Consider the following 23,515-nt stretch of genomic DNA (forward strand, 5'->3'; position numbering starts at 1 on the left):
GTATACATTTATAATTTTTATATATTCTGAATATTCTTGATAAAAAGGAGGGGGAATATTGGAAGCTTTCGTAAATTGGTTAAATAATATTGTTTGGAGTCCAGCACTTGTTTATTTATGTTTAGGAGCAGGTTTATATTTTTCAATTCGAACGAGGTTTTTACAAGTAAGGCATGTAGGAGAAATGGTGAAGCTGACATTTAAAGGAGAAAAATCAGAGGCGGGTGTTTCTTCATTCCAAGCGTTAGCACTTTCGTTATCTGGACGCGTTGGAACAGGGAATATAGCTGGGGTAGCAACGGCGGTTGCCTTCGGCGGACCAGGAGCTGTATTTTGGATGTGGGCAGTAGCCTTTTTAGGAGCAGGATCAGCTTATGTAGAATCTACATTAGCACAAATCTATAAGACAAAGCATCAGGGACAGTTTCGCGGTGGACCTGCTTATTACATTGAAAAAGGTTTAGGTGTGAAATGGTATGCTCTAGTATTTGTTGCAGCGACAATTCTTGCAACGGGGCTTTTATTACCGGGTGTGCAAGCAAATAGTATTGCTGTAAGTTTAGAGACAGCTTTTGGAATTAATACTACTCTATCAGGGGCTTTATTAGTTGTTGTATTAGCTCTTATCATCTTCGGTGGAGTAAAACGAATTGTTAACGTAGCGCAAGTTGTCGTACCGTTTATGGCTGTTGGGTATATTTTAGTAGCTTGTGTTATTGTCGCTATGAATATTGAAAAATTGCCAGAAGCATTTATGTTAATTATAAGAAGCGCTTTTGCATTAGAAGCAGCATTTGGTGGTATTATCGGTTTAGCAATTTCTTGGGGAGTAAAACGTGGTATTTATTCTAATGAAGCAGGGCAAGGAACAGGGCCACATGCAGCGGCAGCAGCTGAAGTATCACATCCAGCTAAGCAAGGTTTAGTGCAAGCATTTTCCGTTTACATTGATACATTATTTGTTTGTTCAGCAACAGCGTTTATGATGATTATTACAGGCATGTATAACGTATTTGATGCAAGCGGAAAAAACTTTATCGTAAATAAATTAAATGGTGCTCAGCCAGGGCCGGGATATACACAGGCAGCGGTAGAATCTGTTTTCCCTGGATTTGGAAACGGTTTCGTTGCAATCTCATTACTATTCTTTGCATTTACAACAATTATGGCGTATTACTACATTGCAGAAACGAATATCGCGTACTTAAATCGTGATAAAGACCGCCCTTGGCTGTCTATGGTACTAAAGTTTGTATTTTTAGGAGCTGTATTCTACGGTTGTATAAAAACAGCAGCAACGGCTTGGGCTTTAGGCGATATCGGTGTAGGAATTATGGCATGGGTAAATATCATTGCGATTTTACTATTACAAAAACCTGCATTAGTTGCATTAAAGGATTATGAAAAGCAGAAAAAAGAAGGAAAAGATCCAGTATTCGATCCAGGGCCATTAGGAATTAAAAATGCTGATTTCTGGGAGCATGAATATGGAAAAGATAAGAAAGAAGAAGTATCGTAATGGAATAGAAATGAAAAAGCAAAGGGGAAATTCCTTTGCTTTTTTTATGGACAAAATGAGGCTGGAAGTTATTTTTTTGCCTATTTTTGAATATAAAAAGAATGTACATGCTTTGTTAGGGGAAGGGGTGAGTATGTTGATAGAGTTTCGGAACGTAAATAAATATTATGGCACCTTTCAAGTTTTAAAAGATATTAATGTGCAAGTGAAAAAAGGTGAAGTGGTAGTAGTTGTTGGGCCTTCAGGATCAGGAAAAAGTACATTACTTCGGTGTATAAACCAGTTAGAGTCCATTACGGATGGAGAGTTAATTGTACAAAATACGGAGGTACACAATGCAAAAACAGATATGAATGAATTACGCCGAAATATCGGAATGGTCTTTCAACATTTTTATTTATATCCACATAAAACAGTTCTTCAAAATATTACATTAGCACCTATTAAAGTAAATAAAATTTCAAAAGAGGAAGCAGAACAAACAGCGATGTTTTATTTAGAGAAAGTAGGAATTCCAGAGAAGGCTAACGTGTATCCACATCAATTATCTGGAGGACAACAGCAACGGGTGGCAATTGCTAGAGGGCTTGCGATGCAGCCGGAAATTATGCTATTCGATGAGCCTACGTCTGCTCTTGATCCGGAGATGATCGGGGAAGTATTGGATGTTATGAAAACGTTAGCTAAAGAAGGGATGACGATGGTTGTTGTCACGCATGAGATGGGATTCGCGCGGGAGGTAGCCGATCGGATTTTATTTATGGATGATGGCAAAATCATTGAGGATACAACACCGGCGCAATTTTTTGCAAGTCCTGAACAAGAAAGAGCGCGGCTATTTTTAAGCCGAGTGTTAAACCATTAAAGGAGGAGTTTTATGCTTAAAATGAAAAAGTTGTTTACGTTAATCGTATTTTCATGTCTATTCGTACTTGTCGTTGCTGGATGCGGAAGTAAAAAAGATGAGGCGAAAGAAACGAACACGAAGCAAGGCGGTGCTGTTGAACAAATTAAGAAGCGAGGGAAGTTAGTAGTTGGGGTGAAGAATGATACGAACTTATTTGGATTGAAAAATCCTTCGACAGGGCAGGTAGAAGGATTTGATGTTGATGTTGCAAAGGCGCTTGCGAAAAAGATTCTTGGGGATGAAAAGAAACTAGAGTTGAAAGAGGTAACATCTAAAACGCGTATTCCACTACTGAAAAACGGTGACATTGATGCAATTATTGCAACAATGACAATTACAGAAGAACGTAAAAAAGAAGTCGATTTTTCAGATGTATATTTTAAAGCAGGGCAATCGTTACTCGTGAAAAAAGGGAGCGATATTAAAAGTATTGATGATGTGAAAAAGGGCGTAAAAGTGTTAGCAGTAAAAGGTTCAACGTCTACAAATAACATTCGCCAAAAATCACCAGAAGCGACTGTATTAGAATTTGAAAATTATAGTGAGGCATTTACAGCGTTAAAAGCAGGAAAAGGTGATGTTTTAACAACAGATAATGCAATTCTTTACGGCATGGCAAAACAAGATTCAAATTATGAAGTTGTCGGGAAAATTTTTACGGATGAGCCGTACGGAATTGCAGTGCAAAAAGGTGCAGATGATTTAACGAAAGAGATTAATAGTTTAATTAAAGACATGAAAGCAAGCGGAGAGTATGACAAATTATATGAGAAATGGATTGGGCAAAAACCAGAGAAGTAAAGTGATAAATAGTAAAAGCGAGAGGATGAGAGCACTCATCCTCTTCTTGTAAAGAAAGAGGGGAGAATATGTGCCTGATTTTTCTATATTAACGAATAACATTGATATGTATTTAGAAGGATTTAAATATACAGTGATGTCTAGTGTAATCGCATTAATAGGCAGTTTTATTTTAGGCATAATATTAGCGGTAATGCGTATTGCACCGATTCGCATTTTAAATTGGTTGGGAGCTGCTATTGTAGAATTTGTAAGAAATATTCCGCTCGTATTAATTGCATTTATATTCTATTTCGCTTTACCTGTAATAGGAATTACTTTAAATGGTTTTGTAGCAGGAACAGTTACGCTTACCGTATATACGGCAGCGTTTATTGCGGAAGTCATTCGCGCTGGTATTTTATCAGTCGCGAAAGGCCAAATGGAGGCAGCACGTTCTTCAGGATTGACTTACACGCAAGCGATGTACCATGTCGTTTTACCCCAAGCGATGAAAATCGTAATCCCTCCTCTAGGAAATCAATTTCTCAATTTAGTAAAAAACTCTTCCATACTCGGAATTATCGCTGGTATGGATTTAATGTATCAAGGAGATTTAATTTCAACGAAGACGTTTGTTACGTTCGACGTTTATATATTTGTCGGGATGTTTTATTTAATATTAACAATTCCGCTCAGTATGTTAGTGCGTTATTTAGAAAAACGCTTAGCAAAGGAGGCGGTGTAAATGGATTTTAAGGGAGCAATAACAGGTGATCATATTCTCTTTTTATTAAAAGGGTTACTCATCACATTAGAGGTAGCGCTCGTAGCGATTGTACTTAGCTTTATTATTGGTAGTGTAATAGGAATATTGCGCTACATGAAAATCCCTGTCGTCTCACAAATATTAGGAATTCTCGTTGAAGTGGTTCGAAACTTACCACTACTTTTAATTATATTTTTCACGTATTTTGCACTTCCAGAAGCAGGATTGAAATTAGAAATTATAACAGCTACAATTGTTGCGTTAACAATATTTGAAGCAGCAATGATATCTGAAATTGTTCGAAGTGGTCTATTATCGATTGAAAAAGGACAGATTGAGGCCGCAAGATCTTCAGGATTAACGTATGTTCAAGCGCTTTGGCATGTTATTTTACCACAAGCATTAAGAAGAATGGTTCCGCCGCTTGTCAGTCAGTTTATTTCATTGCTGAAAGATACAGCGCTAGCAGTCGTTATATCACTGCCAGAGCTTATTCATAATGCTCAAATTATTAGCGGACAAAATGTAAATTATATGATTCCAACGTTTATAGTAGTAGCTTGTATGTATTTTATCGTAAATTATAGTTTATCAATTTTATCGAGAAGGTTAGAACTCCGTTGACTCTTACAATATATGTAAGAGTTTTTTCCTTGTTTCTCCTTATTTTCCTCTAAATAGAATCTAAATCTTGCAATAATTCGATTTTTTATATTATTTTATCAGAAAAGTTTTAATTTTATATAGAAAATGTAATCGCTTTCGTGTATATTTTTATTATCAGAAAATTTTAACAAGATATAGGGGTATTGGTAGGGGGAGGATTTAGATGCAGCAACAAACGAATGAGAAATTACATCGTACGATGAAGAGTAGACATTTATTTATGATCGCACTAGGTGGTGTAATCGGAACTGGTTTTTTCTTAGGTTCAGGTTACACCATTAATCAGGCTGGACCAGGGGGAGCCATCCTTTCATATTTAGTAGGCGGATTTATTATGTATTTAACAATGCTATGCCTTGGAGAGTTAACGGTAGCAATGCCAGTTTCAGGTTCTTTCCAAAAGTATGCGACGAAGTTTATTGGACCAGGAACGGGCTTTATGATCGGTTGGCTATATTGGCTTGGCTGGGCAGTAACAGTAGGACTAGAATTAACGTCAATCGGTTTAATGATGAAAAGATGGTTTCCGAATGTTGATGTTTGGGTATGGTGCCTTGTATTCGGTGTTATTTTATATGCTTCAAACGCAATTTCGGCGAAAAGTTATGCTGAATTAGAGTTTTGGTTTTCTAGTATTAAAGTAATTACAATTCTTGCATTTGTTGTTCTTGGTGGTAGTGCATTATTAGGGTTTATATCATATGACGGAAAAGAAGCAGCACCTCTTTTCTCTAACTTTGTAAGTGAAGGCGGGTTATTCCCGAATGGACTAGCTGCCGTATTACTTACAATGATTACAGTGAACTTCTCGTTCCAAGGAACAGAGTTAATCGGGATTGCAGCGGGAGAAAGCGAAGAGCCTGAAAAAACAATTCCACGTGCAATTCGTAATACAGTATGGCGCATTATGTTATTCTTCATTTTAACAATGACGATTTTAGTAGGATTAATTTCTTGGAAAGAAGCTGGCGTAATTGAAAGTCCGTTCGTAGTTGTATTTGATAAAATCGGTATTCCATATGCAGCTGATATTATGAACTTCGTTATTATTACTGCGTTATTATCTGTAGCGAACTCTGGATTATATGCAGCGACGCGTATACTATGGTCACTTGCAAATGAAGGAATGGCACCAAAGTCTTTCCAGAAAGTAAATAAGCGTGGTATTCCAATTACAGCACTAGTTGTAACAATTGCTGTAGCTGCTTTATCTTTATTAACAAGCTTCCTTGCAGAAGATACAGTATACATGTACTTATTATCTATAGCTGGTTTATCAGCTGTATCAAGTTGGATTATTATTGCCCTGTCGCAACTTCGCTTTAGAAGTCAGTATATAAAAGGCGGAGGAAAGTTAGAGGACTTAAAATATAAAACACCGTTATATCCAATCGTTCCTATTTTAGCTTTAATTACAAATAGTATCGTTGTTATTAGTTTAGCGTTTATTCCAGAACAAAGAATGGCGTTATATTGTGGTATTCCATTTATCATTTTCTGCTACATATATTATTATATAAATAAGAAACGGCAGAAACCGATGAAGGTGGAGACAACAAATGAAACTAACCATCAAACAAGATGATATTGAGGCAGATTTATCGTATGGTCAATTAGCGATTGGAAAAGAAAACGGGTATTCACCGTTACAATTACTCGTTTCTTCTATCGCAGGATGCAGTGCAATTGTCTTTCGAACAATTTTAGAAAAGAAACGTATTACATACGATACGTTTACAATTGAAACGGAAATTGGTAGAAGTGAAGCTTTATCAAAACCAGTTGAAAGTGTTCATTTGCACTATAAAATTAAAGCGCAAAACATTACAGAAGAGCAGTTGGATAAGGCACTGCAACTGGCAGTGAAAAATTGCACGATTGTTCAATCTGTAAAAGATAGTATAAAGGTTACGGAAACAATTGAACTAATAAAATAAAACATAAAAACGTGAGAATACGGCTCTCACGTTTTTATGTTTTTAATAAAGGGGGAAATATGATGGAATGTTTAGGGTGTAAATTAGCCAACGAAGAAGAAATTATATATAAAATATATGAAGATGACTATGTAACATGCTTTTTAGATCATGCACCTTTCTATCCAGGACATACTTTAATTGTGCCAAAACAGCATGTTGTAGAAGTAGATGAATTAGATGATGTTGTAGCAAAATCCATTATGGATGCTTCTAAGCTTATTGCAAAAGCGATTAAGGCATTATATAAACCAGATGGAGTTACAGTTTGTCAAAATGGTGGAGTATTTAATGAGTTAACACATTACCATATGCATGTCGTACCAAGATATAAAGAGCGCTCGTTTGCTGAATTTTATACGGTACAATCGGGAGAAAAGCACAATCATAATTTTGAAGAGATTAAGCATTTGTTAAAAGAAGCGATAGAGCATATGCTGCTTATTGAAAAGGCGTAGCGGTCAGGAAAATTCTAATATTAAAAAGCCCAATTTCTCAGTTAAAATAGAGAAATTGGGCTTTTGTTTATTCTATTATTAAATTTTATCTATAAAAAGATTTTGCAGTGTCACAAAGTATGGGGCTCATTCGTTATATAGAGTGAGAGGAGGAATTATATGAAGGTTACAAACAACGATTATGAAAAGATGGAAGAGCTATATGAGTTGTATGAACAAAAGATTTATTATGTAGCGTATTCTATTTTAAATAATATTCAACAGGCTGAAGATGCGGTTCAAGAGACGTTTATTACTCTTTATAAGAACCTGGCAAAGCTCTATAGCTTGAGCACTGAAGAGCTTAAACGCTACATTTTGAGGGTCGCGAAAAACAAGGCGATTGATAGTTACCAGAAAAATAAACGACATGAAACATTAGTGAAAAATATTGGTAAAAAGTCGACAGAAGAAATCTATATGCATCCATCTATAAAACAGCTTAAATTTGAAGGGAATGCATGGAACTACGCTAAAGAAGAGGGAATGGACGCAACGCGTATTATGACGGGTGAAGTTGATTACTTGGAACCTCACGGAGACGGAAAAAGCTTTTATAATATTGGCAGTATCCGATCTGGACAAACGGTGAAGGTTAACTTAGGTTATTTTGTAGATGAGGATAAACTAAATTCAATCTTTTTAGATGCTTTCCATTACAGAGGGAATGGTGGCACTGAAAATATGAATGCGGAATATCGTTGGTGGATTGATATTCGTCAATAGTAACAAAGAGACTAAAAAGCTGCTTATATTTAGCAGCTTTTTTCGTCTCCATACATATGTAAAATTTCTTTCGCACGTATACGTAAACCATCTATCAATTCTATCGGTTCTAACACTTGTGCATCTTTTCCAAGCCTATAAAATAAAGGGGTAATAAAATTAATTTCACCTTTATCAATTGTTGAATGTATATATCCTGTCCCGTCCTCATTTACTACAACGAATTCTTCAAGGTAAGGCACGCTTTTACATTGGCGCACACCTTCTGTCGTTAATAAAACATGTAACTGGGTAGGAATGTTTATGACGTTAGAGCTAGAGTTAAACCATTCTTCTAAATTCATGAACGTACTTTCACTTTCTTCTGTTGATAATATAGAAAGAATACGATCAACGCGATACAGTAATACTTTTTTTCTACTGAAGTCGTAGGATGGTAAGTACCATAGCCCGTCATGAGCATATACACCGATAGGATGAACATGTTTTGTTTTTATCCCCGATTTAGATTCGTATTGAAAGTGTAAATCTTTATTTTCAATAGCCGCGGTTAACACTTCATTTAAAAGAGGTGTATCAATTGTTCTCTTCGGATTCCAGAAAGCAATATAAGAGCGTATTTTATCAACTTTCGCTTTCGCATCATGTTGTAGAGAGCTGTACAGTTTGTGTGTAACGGAATTGATTTCTGTATTAAAAGGTAAGTCTCGGTAGTAGCTTAAAGATTGAAATGCAAAAAAGATGGAGACTGCTTCTTCTTCCGTAAATAAAATAGGGGGAATGACTCTATTCGTTAATACTTTATAGCCGCCGTTACGACCTTGTTCTGCGTAAATGGGCAACCCCATATCACTCAAATCTAAAATGTATCTATGAACCGTACGAACGGAAATATTAAATTCATCAGCTATTTCTTGCGCTGTAAATGTCTTTTTTGCAGAAGCAAATATAAGAATATCTAATAAGCGTTTAGCTTTTGACAAATGTATCACCTTTTTCTTTTTAACATGACATAAATTGTCATGTTTTATTGTTAGTATATTGTTTACATCATATGTTATCAAGATGAGATGCAAGGAGGGAAAGAGATGTCACGTGAAATTGTTTTATTTATTGCGGCGAGCTTAGATGGATATATTGCCAAAGAAGATGATGATTTACAGTGGTTAATGGAAACAGAAGGAGATGGAGATAACGGTTATACAGAAATGTATGAAACAATTGATACGATAATCATGGGAAAAAGAACGTACGATTATGTAGTAGAGCATATGGAAACATTCCCGTATGTAGATAAAAAATGTTATGTTTTCTCTAACTCAGAAAAAGGTTCAAATGAATACGTGGAGTTTGTAAGTGAAGATGTAGTGGAGTTTACAAAAAGGTTGAAAGAGCAAGAAGGATCTAAAATATGGATGGTTGGTGGAGGAAGTCTACTAAGAGAATTCTTTAAGAATAATTTAATTGATGAATATGTTGTTACGATTACACCGCATATATTAGGCTCGGGAGTTCCGTTATTCCAAGATAAGAACCCGGAAATTCATTTAACTTTAACAGATACGAAACGTTTTGGGCAATTTGTAAATTTATATTATAAAGTAAGATGATAAAGAAACACGACTACTGATGGTAGTCGTGTTTTTGTATAGATGGCAATGAAATAATAAAGCAAGATCCGTGGTCGACTTCACTCATTACAGTAATATTCCCACCGTGTAGCTCTACAATTTCTTTCACGATAGATAATCCTAAACCAGTTCCGCCTGTAGCTCGTGATCTCGCTTTATCAACTCGATAAAAGCGGTCGAAAATGTGAGGGAGGTCTTCAAGCGGAATACCTTCACCTTCATCTTCAATTGTAATGGAAATACTTTTATGTTCTTCAGTAACAGAAATGTGGATAAGAGAATACTCTTTTGAATGTCTATAAGCGTTATTTAAAATGTTCACCACAACTTGTTCGAAGCGTTGTTCATCTAAGTTCACTAGCAGTGTAGGAGGACAAGAGAAAGAAACTCTAATGTGTTTTTCTTTATATATGGCATTTACTTTTTCAGCTATGCGAGTCAGGAAGGTGTGTAAATGCACTTCCTTTACTTGAATAGAAAAGTTATGTTGTTCCATTTGTGCAAGGGAAAACAAATCTTGAACTAAGTTTGTGATGTAATCAGACTCATCTTTTATAATAGATAAATACCGCAAACGTTGCTTGGAAGATGTGGTTTCTTTTAAAGCAATGTCAGCGTAACCTCTTACGTATGTCAAAGGTGTTCGTAATTCATGAGCAACACTTGCCAGAAATTCACTTCGCTCTGTTTTCATATAATGTAAATCATTTGCGAGTGTTTGAATAGATGATGCTAGTTCACCAATTTCATCATTTCGAGTAGTTGTTAATGAAACGGATAAATCTCCTTTACTCATTTTTTCAGTGGCATGTTTCATGTGTAACAATGGTTTTGTTAACAAACGTGATAATAGAAAGATGGTGATGGCTGTTAATAGAAAAGTAATGATCCCAGCAATAATGAATTGTCTTGTTAGCCCATTCACCATCTTTTCAATGGATTCTGTCCCAAGAAACATGTACACATAGCCTTCATGTTTTCCATCTATTACAATGGGACTAACTGTACATATATAATTAGATGTTTTCCAATGATTCTCTATAATTGCGCCTTCATGATCTGTCCGTGTTTGCATCTTTTCAATATGTCTTTTTATAGTAGTATTTATTTCGTTGGATTTAGCTAGTACATCCTTATTTGCATTTGTAATAACAACAGTCGTTTCGGCCTCGGATTCCATTAGCGCAACATGGGAAATTGTTTGCTTATCAAAATACTTTTCAAGGACATCTCTGTGACTATTTCCGCGCTTTAATAAAGCTGTCATTTCTTCATTTACTCTATTGTTGACAAGGCTATAATAAAGCAAGACAAATAGAACACTTTCGATTAAAAGTGTAACAATTAAAAAATAAAATCCGAGCTGAATAGAAATTCGCTTCATCGTTTTGCTCCTTAATCTAAAGTATCAACCCATCGATATCCGACTCCGTACACAGTTTTTAAATGATTATCAATAGGGAAATTTACTTTTCGTAATTTATCACGCAAATTACGAATATGTGAATCGACTGTTCTATCTTCTGTATTTGTATTTAATCCCCAAATTCGTTCAATGAGCTGATCTCGGCTTAATACGTAGTTCACATGACGTAAAAATAATCCGAGTAAAGAGAATTCGATTGGAGTAAGAAAAAGTTCTTCATTATGGACAGAAACGGAGTGCTTCGCTTCATCCCATATAATCCCGTGATATTGGATTTGTTTATGTTCATTTGTGCGCCTTAAAACAGCTTCAATTCTTGCGAAAAGTTCCTCCTCATGGAAAGGTTTCGTTACGTAATCATCCGCTCCGATTTTTAATCCTCGGACGAGATCTACAGTTTGATCACGAGCTGTTACCATAATGATAGGAACGTTACTAAATGAGCGGATTTTTTTGCACGTTTCCCATCCGTCCATCTTTGGCATCATAATATCGAGTAAAATAAATTTAAAGTTTTGATTTTCTATATGTGAAATCGCTTCTTCTCCGGATTGTGCACATATGCAGTTATATCCAATTGGAGTAAGATAAAGCGTTAATAATTCAAGCATTCGCGGTTCATCGTCTACGAGCAGTATATCAATCATAGAGAGCCCTCCATATATAATTTTTACTTAAATTGTAATGCAAAATCATGAAGAAATGGTGCAGATTGTAATGCGTCTGCATAATTTCTTCAGAATTGCTTGTTATTGTAAAGTTGAAATTCCATTTTAGGTAATGATATTGGCTCGAAAACGATTTATACGGAGGCGGTATAGTGAAAAAGATGACCCGAATCTTTGGGATAACAATAGTTACAGCAGTTGGTCTTGCTGCATGTGGACAAACGAACACGGATCATAAAAACCATGAATCGAAAGAAGAGAAGAAAACAGAGCAAAAGGAAATGAAAATGAATCAGGAGGTAACTGCACCGAAAGAAATGAATCAAGGTGCATCAAATGATTTATTAACGACAAGTTTAAAAAATGTAACGAGATTAAACACAAATGATCCTCTTCAAATGGCAGTATTAACTTCGCAGACGATATGGCCAGCAACACATAAAGAGAATCAGCCAGGCGCTGTTATTTTAGTACCAGTAAACGAGTGGCAATTAGGTATTGCAAGTGCAGACCTTATTCATCATCCGAATAACGGACCGATTTTATTTATAGAAAAAGAAAAGGTACCCGAGATGACGTTAAAAGAAATAAAACGGCTAAATCCGCTCGGAACGAAAGATGGAACACAAATTATGGTGATGGGGGATATAGGGGCAGCCGCACTGGAGCAATTAAAAGATTATAAAGTAAAGCAAATAAAGGAAACGGATCCAGCTATCTTTGCTAAAGATGTTGATAAAGAGTATGCGGATATAACAGGTAGTTATCCGAATAGTGTTATTATCGGTTCGTCTGAAGAAGAAGGGCGTTTATATACAACACCAGCTGTAAACTGGATTTCTCATATGCCAGAACCATTACTTTATACAGAAAAGAATAAAGTGCCAGAAGCGACGATAGAGGCATTAAAGATGAGAAAAGATAAAGCAAATATATATTTACTAGGACCAGAAAAAATCATTTCAAAAGAAGTAGAAAAAGAGTTAAGCAAATACGGGAAAGTAACGCGTATTAGTGGAGAGACTCCAGTAGAAAATTCTATTGCATTTGCAAAGTTTAAAGATGAAAAAACAAAATTTGGGTGGGGGTTCACAAAACCAGGACACGGTGTATCATTTGTTTCAAACAAAACACCAGACTTAGCAGTTGCAGGAGCACCATTTTCACATATGGGTAAACATGCCCCCGTCATCTTATTAGAGGAAGGAAAAGCTTCACAACCAGTGTATGATTTCCTTGCTACTATTCAACCGAAGTTTAAAGATGACCCAACACTTGGCCCGTACAATCATGGATTCTTATTAGGAAATACTGAAAATATTTCATTTGAAACGCAAGGTATATTGGATGAGAGGCTAGAGATTGTGCAAGAAAGTGGTCAAGGGCACGGTGGACATTAATGAAATGAGAGAAGACGCTATGAAGATAGCGTCTTTTTTAGGAAACTTTTACATAGCGAAAAATCCTCTACTCGTTATATAATAGCCTTCGTGCAGTCGGCTAGATTTTCTTATGGAGAAAATCAAATGAGAAAAGAGTAGAGGAGTGGTATTTTGTTTCAAACGATAAAAAATGACTGGTTCTCCAACGTGAAAGGAGATGTGCTATCAGGAATTGTCGTTGCTTTAGCGTTAATCCCTGAAGCAATTGCTTTCTCTGTTATTGCAGGCGTGGATCCGACCGTTGGGTTATACGCAGCCTTTTGTATTGCAGTTACCATTTCATTTGTTGGCGGAAGAACTGGAATGATTTCAGCTGCAACAGGTGCAATGGCATTGTTAATGGTAACGCTTGTTAAAGATCATGGTTTGCAATATTTATTTGCTACAACAATATTAACGGGGATTGTCCAAATTATTTTCGGTGTATTCAAACTGAGCTCATTTATGAAGTTTGTTCCGAAATCTGTTATGAGTGGTTTTTTAAATTCACTTGGAATTTTAGTTTTTACAGCGCAATTGCCACATTTTAAAAATGCAACTTGGCAAATGTATGCACTTGTCGCATTAGGACTTGCAATTATATATGTATTTCCACGTATTACGACGGCTGTACCGTCTACACTTATTTCAATTATCATTGTGACAAGTATTGCACTTATGAGCGGATTACAGTTAAAAACAGTCGGGGATATGGGAAGTCTGCCGAAAGAATTACCGTTCTTTAGCATGCCTGACGTGCCTTTTACACTTGAGACATTAGGGATTATTTTACCGTACGCAGTTATGCTTGCAATTATTGGTTTACTAGAGTCATTATTAACAGCTTCAGTTTTAGATGATATGACGCATACGGAAAGTAATAAGCATAAGGAAGCACGTGGACAAGGGATTGCAAACATTGTTGCTGGTTTCTTCGGAGGAATGGCAGGATGTGCAATGATTGGACAATCTGTTATTAATATTAAATCAGGTGGACGCGGGCGATTATCGACGTTTGTAGCGGGCGGATTTTTAATCATATTACTATTTGTTTTAGGTGATTATGTCGTTTATATTCCGATGGCAGCTTTAGTTGCAGTTATGATTATGGTTTCAATTGGAACATTTGATTGGAACTCTGTAACAACGATTCATAAAGTACCAAAAGGAAATGCATTTGTTATGATTGTAACAGTTGTGGTGGTCTTAATTACACATAATTTAGCATTAGGTGTAATTATCGGAACAGTAATTAGTGCGGTTTTATTTGCATTCAATATGGCAAAGATTCACGTGAAACATTTATATATTGAAAATAAGAAAATATACGAAATTCATGGCCAACTTTTCTTCGCATCTACGGCAGATCTTATCAATAATTTTTCATTTGAGGAAGATGTAAAAGAAATTGAGTTGAATTTTTCTCACGCACACATATGGGATGATTCAGCAGTGGCGTCAATTGATAAAGTTATTATGAAGTATGAACAAAGTGGCGTGAAAGTAAGTATAATGGGATTAAATGAACGTAGTGCAAAACTTGTTACTAATTTAGCTACTTATAATAAAAGAATTGCTAGTTAGAAGCCTCCTTTTTAGGGGGCTTTATTATATAATACGAGTAGGATAACGAAAAGGGGATTCAGCATATGTATAAACAAATTATATTAGCATGTGACGGTTCTGAACATGCACTTCGAGCAGCGGAACATGCAACATATATTGCGAAATGTAGCGAAGAAGCAAATGTTGAAGTTGTGTACGTAGTAGATAATAGAACAGCAAAATCAGATATTATACAAGGTCAAACAGATTTAGAAACAATAACGGCTAGTCGAAAAGATAAATTAAAAGAGATTGAAGGTTTATTAAAGAAAGAGAATATTTCTTATAAAATTACGATATTACATGGCGATCCAGGAGATACGATTGTTCAATATGTAAATACAGGAGATATAGATCTTGTTATTGCTGGGAGTAGAGGATTAAATACACTGCAAGAGATGGTGCTTGGTAGTGTCAGTCATAAAATAGCAAAGCGTGTGAAATGTCCGGTGATGATTATCAAATAAATTGAGTGAGATATTTTGTAGTGTAAGCAAGACCTTGATATAATTCGAGGTCTTTTTTGACGTATAAAAGGTAAGAGTGTGGACATAATAGATACATAAGTTTTAGAAAATATTAACTTACAAATTTGTAAGTTTGTTGTCAGAAAAATCGATGTTATGAAAATTATTCTATTGGTAAAATAAACATATCGAAGGGGAGATAGGGAGGATGAAAAAGATGAAAGCACTTCAAAATTTATCATATAGCCAAGGTGTCGGTCTTATTTGTTTAGGGGGATTTGCTGCATCTGTTACGTTAGCTGTTGTAATAAAGATAATTCATCAAATCTTTTAATTTTAGAGTAGGGAAGGAATTGGTTGTTATAAATAGTAAGAGAAGGATTGTAAATAAAAAATAGCTCCTGGCATGTATGTAGATGCTGGGAGCTATTTTTATGATTATTTTTCTACTTCTGGCTTCTCACTTGTTACAGTAACGTCTTTCCAATGTGAAGTTATTTGATTCACTTCAGTGTTGACATCATAATTTTTTACGCGCTTATTAACACCTGTTAAATCGAATGTGTAATGAATTGGAATCATCGGTGCTTCGTCATGAATTAATTTTTGCCATTTATCATATACTTCTTTACGATATTTTTCATCAGTAGCTTTTTCTGATAATCCAGCGTCTAATAATTTAGTATTTTCATCATTTACCCAGCGTTGATAGTTAAATCCAGCATTTTTACCCCATAGACCAGAAAGGTCAGGATCAGAACCAGTGTTCCAAGCACCAGAGAAAATATCAACCTTTGGATCATCTTTTTTAATCATTTCACGCATAGCATTAAATTCATGTAAGCGTCCATCAACAAGTTCTACTTTTAAGCCGATATCTTTCCAAGATTGAATATAGAATTTTGCAAGTGGTTCACTTGTTTCACTACCGTTACTAGCTAGGAAGTTAATTTTAAATTCATTACCTTTTGGATCCTCGCGGAATCCATCACCATTTTTGTCTTTATAGCCAGCTTCATCTAATAGTTTTTTCGCTTTATCTACATCTAAGTTATATGCGCCAACATTGTTATTATGGTACTTTGGCATAGATGGTGGAATTGGAGAGTTAGCTGGAACACGAAGTCCGTGATATACTTTTTCTCCTAATTTTTCTCTATCAATTGCATAAGCCATCGCTTGACGTAAACGAACGTCTTTGAACTTATCGTTATCCATTACAGCTTCATTCTTTGCTTTGTCCATATGTCCGAACTTAAATCCGATATAAGTATAAGCAAGATCAGTTTTACCAATTAGTTGTGTGTTTTTTAATTTACTTACGTTCGGATATTGATCAGCAGTAATTGCTGCAATATCAATATCACCTTTTTTCAGAGATGCACTAACAATAGATGGATTTACAACTTTTAATGTTACATTTTTTAGTTTAGGTTTGCCACCCCAATAATCATCGAAGCGCTCATACTCAACTGATTCACCAGGGACGATTTTCTTCACTTTAAATGGTCCGAACCCAATTGGATTTTGACGAATCTTATCAGATTCAGCCAGTTTTTCAATTGGTACATCACCTAAATATTTTTTAGGTGTAGGATATGTCCAAATACCAGTTTTCAGTGAAGGGTTTACTTCTTTATAAGTAATGGAAATTGTTTTTGGATCGACTACTTTAATACCAGAAATTTTGTCAGCTTTTCCAGCGTGATATTCTTCCATACCTTCAATCATTTGCATTTGTGTATCGTAACGAATACCTGTATATTTACTATTACCAATGATTAAGTAAGAATATTCTAAATCCTCAGCTGTTAAAGGGTTACCATCGTGCCATTTTACATTATCTTTAATCTTAATTGTAATTGTTTTTTTATCTTCAGAAATTGTATAAGTTGCAGCACCATCATTTGTAATTTCCCAGTTTTTATCTGTAGCTAATAATTGTTCATCAAAGAAATCCATAATTTCTGAATCTGGAGCAACTTCATACAATACTCTACTTAAAACACCAGCGAAAGGTGAATTTGAAACGAGTCCATAAGTTAATGATCCGTCTTTAATCTCTTTGCCATCATTTTTTACAGCAGCACTAAATTTATTTGTTTCTACTTTTTTCGTATTTGCTTTTTTGCTACCGCTATCAGCACCCCCACATGCAGATAGTAATAATGTTGAAGCAGCAAGTGTACTTAATACTTTGTACAGTTTTGGTTTGTTCATAACTTCTCCACCCCTTATCCTTTTCTTTGTCTCGCATCAGCCGCACGTTTTAACGCTTGACCAATAAAATTTATACACAGCATCAACACTAAAATCATGATTGATGCGGGTAACCAAATCCACCATTTTTCTTGCAATACATCTGGGTTTGTTGCATAACTTACAAGTGTACCAAGACTCGGTGTACTTTCTGGTAGACCAAAACCTAAGTAAGTCAAACTAGATTCAATCCCGATGTTACCAGCAAGATTTAATGTAATATTTACGATAATAATAGAGCTCAAATTAGGTAATATTTGCTGAAAGATAATCTTCCAATTTGGTGTTCCTAAAGTTTTTGATGCAGATACGTAATCAAGTTCTTTCTCAGTTAATACTTTAGAGCGTATAAGCCTTGCTTTTCCGACCCATAAGAAAGCGGTCATTATGAGAATAAATGTAGTAATATTGAAAGTTGGAACAAGTGAGATAAATACGATAACAATCATTAAGAATGGTAAAATCATCATAAAGTCGATAAAACGCATGATGATGTTATCAACAACTCCTCCAAAATAGCCAGCAATTAGTCCCATAGTAAGACCGATAAGGGTTGATAAAAGAGTAATGGCTAAACCAACTGTAAAGGAATTACGTGTACCAATAATTAATTGTCCGAAAATATCACGGCCACCATAATCAGTTCCTAGCCAATGTTCAGCTGAAGGAGGATCATAAATGGCGAACAGATCAACTCGAACGATATCTTCTTGTTTCATAATAAATGAAGTTGCGTAAACGGCTATTAATATTAAAGCTAAAAAGAATAGGGAAAACATTGCTAGTTTATCTTTACGAAATTCTCGCCACATAATGGAGAAACCAGAAGGGCTCTTTTCGTAATGAATGACCTCAGTTTGTTTTTCAGGATTTGCTAACATAACGTTTCTTCACCTCCATTAATCAATACGAATACGTGGATCAACGATGCTTAGAATAATATCGGAAAGAAGAGTCCCGAGTAGCGTTGCGAATCCAGTAAATAATACAAGAGCAGTTACGACACTGAAATCACGTTGAGTAATAGATTGGAAAAATAGTTGTCCAATTCCTGGGTAGCCGAAAATATTTTCTAGAATAATAGAGCCACCAACTAAACCTGTAATTTCATATCCTAAAAATGCCGCAATTGGTAAAAATGAATTTCGTAAAATATGTCTGGAATATACTTTAGATTCTGGTACACCTTTTGCTTTTACTGTGCGTACAAAATCTTTATGTTTCGTATCAATAATTTCACTTCGTAAATATTGTACAGTTCCTACAGTGCCAATTAATGCCCCAGATAAAGCTGGTAAAATCATATGATTTAATTTACTTAAATAATAATCAAATGATCCGGCTGCCACTTGTGGATCAACGCTACCACTTGTAGGGAAGATCGGGTATAAAAAGCCGAATAAGAATAACATTACTAATCCGAAAATAAATAGGGGTGTACCAAATCCTAAAAAGTTATAGAGTGTAATGAGTCGATCAGCCCACGTATCATTCCAACGCCCACTTATAACGCCAAGTGGAATGGCGATTAAATAAGTAAGAATAAGAATTAGAAGAGCTAACAGCACTGTATTACCAAGGCGTTCCCCAATAATGTCTGTTACTTGTATTTTATGTGCGTAAGAAATACCGAAATCCCCTTGTACGGCATTTGAGATCCACCTTACATATTGTGTGGGAATAGGATCATTTAACCCAAGTTTCTCACGTTGTTCTTCAATTACTTTTGGATCGGCTTTTGGGTTTGCTAGTTCAGCGCCACTTAATGCATCACCTGGCATTGCTTTAGCAAGTGTAAAGACGAGTACACTTAATACGAATAATTGCGGTATCATAACTAAAATCCGGCGTAATATAAATTTCCACATGTTTTATCACTCCCTTATGGTAATGCCACCCGGTGAGTTGGCGAGATTGGTTTTAAATCGTAAGCACGTCCATTTTCATTGAAATAATTTTCGTATGATTTTTCGTACTCAGCGCTTACTTCACGACGCAATTTACGCTGTTGTTCGCGGTTTTCTGGACGAATATCAGGAATAGCTGATATTAGGCGCTTCGTATAGATGTGCTGTGGATTGTTATAAATTTCAGCACTAGTTGCTTCTTCCACAATGCGTCCACGATACATAACACCTATACGGTCACACATATGGCGAATTACACCTAAATCATGACTGATAAATAAGTATGTTAGTCCGAGTTCGGATTGCAAATCTTGTAAGAAGTTTAAAACTTGCGCTTGTACAGAAACATCCAGTGCAGATACAGGTTCATCCGCGATAATAAGCTTCGGTTTTAGTGTAAGTGCGCGTGCAATACCAATCCGCTGTCTTTGTCCACCGGAAAATTCATGTGGGTATTTATAAATTGACTCTGGATTTAGACCAACTTTATCAAGATAATCTTGAACAGCTCTACGCTCTTCATCAGGTGAGAGTTTCTCAAAATTTCGAAGTGGTTCAGCGATAATATCCATAACACGTTTCTTCGGGTTTAAGGATGAATAAGGATCTTGAAAAATCATCTGAATATCTTTTCGTTGTTCTCTTAGTTCTGAGCGACTTAATTTTGTTAAATCTCTATTATTAAAATGAATACTACCGCCCGTCGCTTTCGTTAAGTGCATAATTGCTTTTCCAGTTGTTGATTTACCGCTCCCAGATTCCCCAACGATTCCGTAAGTTTCGCCAGATTGTAGTTCGAAGCTTACGCCATCAACAGCACGAACGTAATCTAAGGTACGACCGAAAACACCACCTTTAATTGGAAAGTGTACTTTTAAATCTTCTACTTTAAGCAGTGCCATGAGTTACGTCATCTCCTTTCTTATCTTGGAAGTTAAAATGCTTGTAGCAAGTACAACGCACCCAGTGGTCTGGTTTTACTTCATGTAAAATTGGATTTTCCTCGTGTTGATCAGGTCTAATCCATGGAATTCGTGCCTGGAATCGACAGCCTGTGCGAGGTAACTTAGCTAATGTCGGTACAACGCCTTGAATAACATGTAATTTTTCCTTTTCAGCATATGCAGATGGAATGGAGTTTAATAGAGAACGAGTATATGGGTGAAGAGGGTTATTAAAAATCTCTTCAACTTTTCCTGTTTCTACAACTTGTCCAGCGTACATAACGACGATACGATCGGCTGTTTCTGCGACAACACTTAAATCATGAGTAATTAAAATGATGCCCATTTTCGTTTGTTCTTGAATAGATTTTAGTAAGTCTAAAATTTGTGCTTGGATGGTTACATCAAGAGCCGTTGTTGGCTCATCTGCAATAATAAGTGCTGGGTTACAAGCAATTGCAATTGCGATAACAATTCTTTGTCTCATTCCGCCAGATAATTCGTGTGGGTATTGTTTATATGTAAGTTCTGGTTTTGGAATACCAACTTGATGAAGTAGTTCTAAGGTGCGTTCTTTCTTCTCAACTTTTGAAAGGCTTGTGTGGTAGTCTAAGTTTTCTTCAATTTGTTTTCCAACTGTCATAAGAGGATCGAGTGCTGTAAGAGGTTCTTGGAAAATCATGCCGATGTTTGATCCGCGTACTTTATTCATCTCTGCGGCTGACATCGTTAGTAAATCCTTATCTCTATAGTTAAGCTGCCCTTGTAATTTTGTATTTGCTTCATTATGCAGTCGCATAATGGAAAGGGCAAGTGCACTTTTTCCGCAACCTGATTCACCGACTATCGCGACAATTTCATTTTCATGGACTGTTAACGAAACATCATCAACTGCGGCATGATATTGATCTTGTATGCGAAAGGAAGTCTGTAAGTTTTCAATGCGAAGAAGTGGATTCTTCATGGCTATCCCTCCATCTTTCTGAAAAGACTAAATATTTTGTATGTTGTTGTTATTTTAATATAAATTGACAATGTTTGACAAGAGAAAGTTGAGAAAATATTCAAAAATCTTTTTATATAGAGATTGGATGCATGTATATAAGTAGTTGGAGTGTTTTGAAAACGCTAACATGTATAAGGAAGGGAAATAAATCTTTTGTAAGAAAAAAGTATTATATGTAGAAAAAAGAGAGATGTTCTGTAAAGAACAGTCTCTCTTTTTTTGGTAAGAATAATATTAGTGCTTAAGCTTGCTTTTGTTTTGGAGATCCTGTCTTTAAAGTAAGAGCAAGGAAGAACATTGCAAGTACACAAGATGCAAGTAACAAGATGAATCCGCCATCCCATCCAAATGCATCGACGATAAAGCCCATAGCAGCACTAGCGAAAGCTGCTCCGCCTAAGTAACCGAAGAAGCCAGTTAAGCCCGCTGCAGTTCCAGCAGCTTTCTTTGGTGCTAAGTCAAGAGCGTGTAGACCAATTAACATAACCGGTCCGTAAATTAAAAATCCAATTGCGACAAGTGCGATACTATCAACCATTGGATTACCAGGAGGGTTTAGCCAGTAAACAAGAACGGCGATAAATACACCAACCATAAATAAAATACCAGCAGGTGCGCGGCGTCCTTTGAATAGTTTATCACTCATCCAGCCGCAAAGAAGTGTACCTGGAATACCAGCCCATTCATATAGAGCGTAAGCTGTACGTGAACTACTATGAGTAAAGCTTTTTTCTTCTACTAAATAAGTAGGAGCCCAGTCTACAACACCGTAACGTACGAAATATACGAAAACGTTCGCAATCGCGATGTACCATAAAAATTTATTGTTTAGTACGTATGTAAATAAAATTTCTTTTACCGAAAGTTCGCGTTCGCGATCTTGTACTTTTTCATCTGGTGGATATTCTCCAGTATGTTCTTCAATAGAAGGTAATCCACAAGATTGAGGTGTATCTCTCATCGTAATTAATACATAAATACCAACTAAAATTGAAAGAATACCTGGGAAGTAAAAAATACTTTTCCAATCATTTGCAAAGAAATATAACCCTAATGTTACAAGGGAAGGCATAAGTGCGCCACCGACATTATGAGCGACGTTCCAAATAGACATTTTTGTACCACGTTCACTAATAGAGAACCAGTGAACCATTGTACGACCACAAGGAGGCCATCCCATCCCTTGTACCCATCCATTTAAAAACTGAAGTACAAACATAAGTATAATGCTCGTTGTAATGAAAGAAAATGAGCCGAAAACAATATTAATGATACCTGATAAAAATAGCCCAGCTGCTAAAAAGTAGCGAGGATTACAACGATCGGATACGATACCCATAAGAAATTTACTTAATCCGTAAGCGATAGAAACTGCTGAAAGGATAACCCCAAGCTCCCCTTTACTAAAGCCTTGTTCAATTAAGTATGGCATTGCTAGTGAAAAGTTTTTTCGAACAAAGTAATAACCTGCATAGCCGATGAAGATACCTAAAAATACTTGTAAACGTAATTTACGGTATTCACTATCAACGCGATCAGCTGGTAAGCGTTCCACGTGGGGCGCAGGTTTAAAGAATTGTGTGAAAAACATAAAATGAAAATCCTCCCCAATTTAATTCGAAGTGTTGTAAGTCAGAGAGAATATAAAAAGGCCATGAAATATAAAAAAGTTTCCTTTTTTATGATTCATAGCCGTGTACTCCGATTCTCCGTGACTGTCAATATTAACTTCGACGAAAATTATACAACTTTGTGACAAAAATGTAAACGTTTTTATAAATAAAAAGTGTTGACGGATTTTGTTCGCGGTATTAATATTTAAATACATTAAATATTTTGGTGCTTAAATAAGAGGTGGATAACATGCCAAATGATATGACGCATATCGATAAAATTCAAGCTCTTGCTTTTTCGATTGGAAAGAAAATGCAGACAGAGTTATTAGAACAAATGCAAGCAACAGGACTTACACCACCGCAGTTTTATATTTTAAAGATTTTAGATCATTATGGAGCTTCAAGGGCGACAAAATTAGCGAAAAAAATGTATGTAAAGCCTAGTGCAATTACAGTGATGATCGATCGCTTAATTGACCAAGAGCTTGTCGAGCGTTATCACGATAAAGATGACCGTCGTGTTGTCGTCATTGAGTTAACAAAAAAGGGGAAAGCTAGGGTAGAAGAGGCGATGACTGCTCGTAATGAGCACATTGCAAAATATTTCTCACATTTAGAGTTGCAAGAAAGAGAAGATTTGTTACGCCTTTTTGAGAAGTTAGAAACTATTATTTGCGGGACACAAGAGGAAAAAGAGAAAAAATAAGAGGAATTGAGGAGATTAC

24 protein-coding genes are annotated in these 23,515 nt (G+C 35.9%); 15 read left to right on the top strand and 9 right to left on the bottom strand.

Annotation, left to right across the window (positions count from 1 at the left end):
* Positions 1–58 precede the first annotated feature (58 nt).
* The 9 genes from MR083_RS15895 to MR083_RS27835 all read left to right on the top strand — a co-directional run bounded on the left by MR083_RS15895 (position 59) and on the right by MR083_RS27835 (position 7,840).
* Positions 59–1,519 carry an alanine/glycine:cation symporter family protein gene (locus MR083_RS15895; protein WP_000387151.1) on the top strand — a complete coding sequence of 487 codons (1,461 nt, stop codon included), beginning with the start codon at positions 59–61 and terminating at the stop codon, positions 1,517–1,519.
* Positions 1,520–1,655: 136 nt separating this feature from the next.
* Positions 1,656–2,384: an amino acid ABC transporter ATP-binding protein gene (locus MR083_RS15900; protein WP_014893317.1), complete on the top strand. Its 729-nt coding sequence runs from the start codon at positions 1,656–1,658 to the stop codon at positions 2,382–2,384.
* A 12-nt stretch (positions 2,385–2,396) separates the two neighbouring features.
* The gene (gene glnH, locus MR083_RS15905; RefSeq protein WP_000916481.1) at positions 2,397–3,227 is read left to right on the top strand and encodes a glutamine ABC transporter substrate-binding protein GlnH; all 831 of its coding nucleotides are present in this window, start codon (positions 2,397–2,399) and stop codon (positions 3,225–3,227) included.
* Positions 3,228–3,297: 70 nt separating this feature from the next.
* Positions 3,298–3,954, top strand: coding sequence for an amino acid ABC transporter permease (locus MR083_RS15910; RefSeq protein WP_001112660.1), 657 nt, complete (start codon positions 3,298–3,300; stop codon positions 3,952–3,954).
* On the top strand, positions 3,955–4,599 hold the full coding sequence (locus MR083_RS15915) for an amino acid ABC transporter permease (RefSeq protein ID WP_242269568.1): 645 nt from the start codon (positions 3,955–3,957) through the stop codon (positions 4,597–4,599). It begins immediately after the preceding gene.
* 205 nt (positions 4,600–4,804) lie between these two features.
* Positions 4,805–6,226, top strand: coding sequence for an amino acid permease (locus MR083_RS15920; RefSeq protein WP_242269569.1), 1,422 nt, complete (start codon positions 4,805–4,807; stop codon positions 6,224–6,226).
* Entirely contained in the window at positions 6,201–6,578 is a 378-nt protein-coding gene (locus MR083_RS15925; RefSeq protein ID WP_000778865.1) for an OsmC family protein, read from the top strand. Before MR083_RS15920 ends, MR083_RS15925 begins: the two co-directional genes overlap by 26 nt.
* A 62-nt stretch (positions 6,579–6,640) precedes the next feature.
* Positions 6,641–7,075: an HIT family protein gene (locus tag MR083_RS15930; protein WP_000388964.1), complete on the top strand. Its 435-nt coding sequence runs from the start codon at positions 6,641–6,643 to the stop codon at positions 7,073–7,075.
* A gap of 189 nt (positions 7,076–7,264) precedes the next feature.
* A complete protein-coding gene (locus tag MR083_RS27835; RefSeq protein WP_277931456.1) occupies positions 7,265–7,840 on the top strand; it encodes a sigma-70 family RNA polymerase sigma factor in 576 nt (191 codons plus the stop codon).
* 29 nt (positions 7,841–7,869) lie between these two features.
* On the opposite strand, the gene MR083_RS15940 is transcribed toward MR083_RS27835, so the two are convergent.
* A complete protein-coding gene (locus tag MR083_RS15940) occupies positions 7,870–8,823 on the bottom strand; it encodes a helix-turn-helix transcriptional regulator (RefSeq protein ID WP_016716459.1) in 954 nt (317 codons plus the stop codon).
* Positions 8,824–8,928: 105 nt separating this feature from the next.
* Here MR083_RS15940 and MR083_RS15945 point away from each other — a divergent pair, with 105 nt between their 5' ends.
* Positions 8,929–9,450: a dihydrofolate reductase family protein gene (locus tag MR083_RS15945; protein WP_242269570.1), complete on the top strand. Its 522-nt coding sequence runs from the start codon at positions 8,929–8,931 to the stop codon at positions 9,448–9,450.
* A 13-nt stretch (positions 9,451–9,463) separates the two neighbouring features.
* Here the strand turns inward: MR083_RS15945 and MR083_RS15950 are convergent, their stop codons facing one another.
* Complete coding sequence (locus MR083_RS15950; protein WP_242269571.1) at positions 9,464–10,855, bottom strand: sensor histidine kinase; 1,392 nt, start codon at positions 10,853–10,855, stop codon at positions 9,464–9,466.
* An 11-nt stretch (positions 10,856–10,866) separates the two neighbouring features.
* Positions 10,867–11,544 (bottom strand): response regulator transcription factor, encoded by a 678-nt coding sequence (locus MR083_RS15955; RefSeq protein WP_000565452.1) that lies wholly within the window; start codon positions 11,542–11,544, stop codon positions 10,867–10,869.
* Positions 11,545–11,717: 173 nt separating this feature from the next.
* Between MR083_RS15955 and MR083_RS15960 the strand changes: the two genes are divergently transcribed.
* From MR083_RS15960 to MR083_RS15975, 4 genes are all read left to right on the top strand, one after another.
* A complete protein-coding gene (locus MR083_RS15960) occupies positions 11,718–12,965 on the top strand; it encodes a cell wall-binding repeat-containing protein (RefSeq protein ID WP_242269572.1) in 1,248 nt (415 codons plus the stop codon).
* A gap of 153 nt (positions 12,966–13,118) precedes the next feature.
* Complete coding sequence (locus tag MR083_RS15965; RefSeq protein WP_242269573.1) at positions 13,119–14,570, top strand: SulP family inorganic anion transporter; 1,452 nt, start codon at positions 13,119–13,121, stop codon at positions 14,568–14,570.
* A gap of 65 nt (positions 14,571–14,635) precedes the next feature.
* Positions 14,636–15,058: a universal stress protein gene (locus MR083_RS15970; protein WP_000277994.1), complete on the top strand. Its 423-nt coding sequence runs from the start codon at positions 14,636–14,638 to the stop codon at positions 15,056–15,058.
* A 208-nt stretch (positions 15,059–15,266) separates the two neighbouring features.
* Complete coding sequence (locus tag MR083_RS15975; RefSeq protein ID WP_000738298.1) at positions 15,267–15,392, top strand: DUF4027 family protein; 126 nt, start codon at positions 15,267–15,269, stop codon at positions 15,390–15,392.
* A 104-nt stretch (positions 15,393–15,496) separates the two neighbouring features.
* Here the strand turns inward: MR083_RS15975 and opp4A are convergent, their stop codons facing one another.
* The 6 genes from opp4A to glpT form a co-directional block, all read right to left on the bottom strand.
* Positions 15,497–17,278: an oligopeptide ABC transporter substrate-binding protein gene (opp4A, locus tag MR083_RS15980; RefSeq protein WP_242269574.1), complete on the bottom strand. Its 1,782-nt coding sequence runs from the start codon at positions 17,276–17,278 to the stop codon at positions 15,497–15,499.
* Between the two features lie 14 nt (positions 17,279–17,292).
* The gene (locus MR083_RS15985; protein ID WP_000880731.1) at positions 17,293–18,198 is read right to left on the bottom strand and encodes an ABC transporter permease; all 906 of its coding nucleotides are present in this window, start codon (positions 18,196–18,198) and stop codon (positions 17,293–17,295) included.
* Positions 18,199–18,216: 18 nt separating this feature from the next.
* On the bottom strand, positions 18,217–19,185 hold the full coding sequence (gene opp4B / locus MR083_RS15990) for an oligopeptide ABC transporter permease (protein WP_000265445.1): 969 nt from the start codon (positions 19,183–19,185) through the stop codon (positions 18,217–18,219).
* 14 nt (positions 19,186–19,199) lie between these two features.
* Positions 19,200–20,126, bottom strand: coding sequence for an ABC transporter ATP-binding protein (locus MR083_RS15995; protein ID WP_001196382.1), 927 nt, complete (start codon positions 20,124–20,126; stop codon positions 19,200–19,202).
* Positions 20,113–21,132: an ABC transporter ATP-binding protein gene (locus MR083_RS16000; protein ID WP_000795376.1), complete on the bottom strand. Its 1,020-nt coding sequence runs from the start codon at positions 21,130–21,132 to the stop codon at positions 20,113–20,115. The genes MR083_RS15995 and MR083_RS16000 overlap by 14 nt, the downstream gene beginning before the upstream one ends.
* 283 nt (positions 21,133–21,415) lie before the next feature.
* Positions 21,416–22,765 carry a glycerol-3-phosphate transporter gene (gene glpT, locus MR083_RS16005; protein ID WP_000466377.1) on the bottom strand — a complete coding sequence of 450 codons (1,350 nt, stop codon included), beginning with the start codon at positions 22,763–22,765 and terminating at the stop codon, positions 21,416–21,418.
* A 272-nt stretch (positions 22,766–23,037) separates the two neighbouring features.
* Between glpT and MR083_RS16010 the strand changes: the two genes are divergently transcribed.
* On the top strand, positions 23,038–23,496 hold the full coding sequence (locus MR083_RS16010; protein WP_001132363.1) for a MarR family winged helix-turn-helix transcriptional regulator: 459 nt from the start codon (positions 23,038–23,040) through the stop codon (positions 23,494–23,496).
* Positions 23,497–23,515: the final 19 nt, after the last annotated feature.

The sequence above is a fragment of the Bacillus cereus group sp. BfR-BA-01408 genome, from assembly GCF_022663305.1.
In the GTDB taxonomy this organism is placed as follows: Bacteria; Bacillota; Bacilli; order Bacillales; family Bacillaceae_G; genus Bacillus_A; species Bacillus_A pacificus.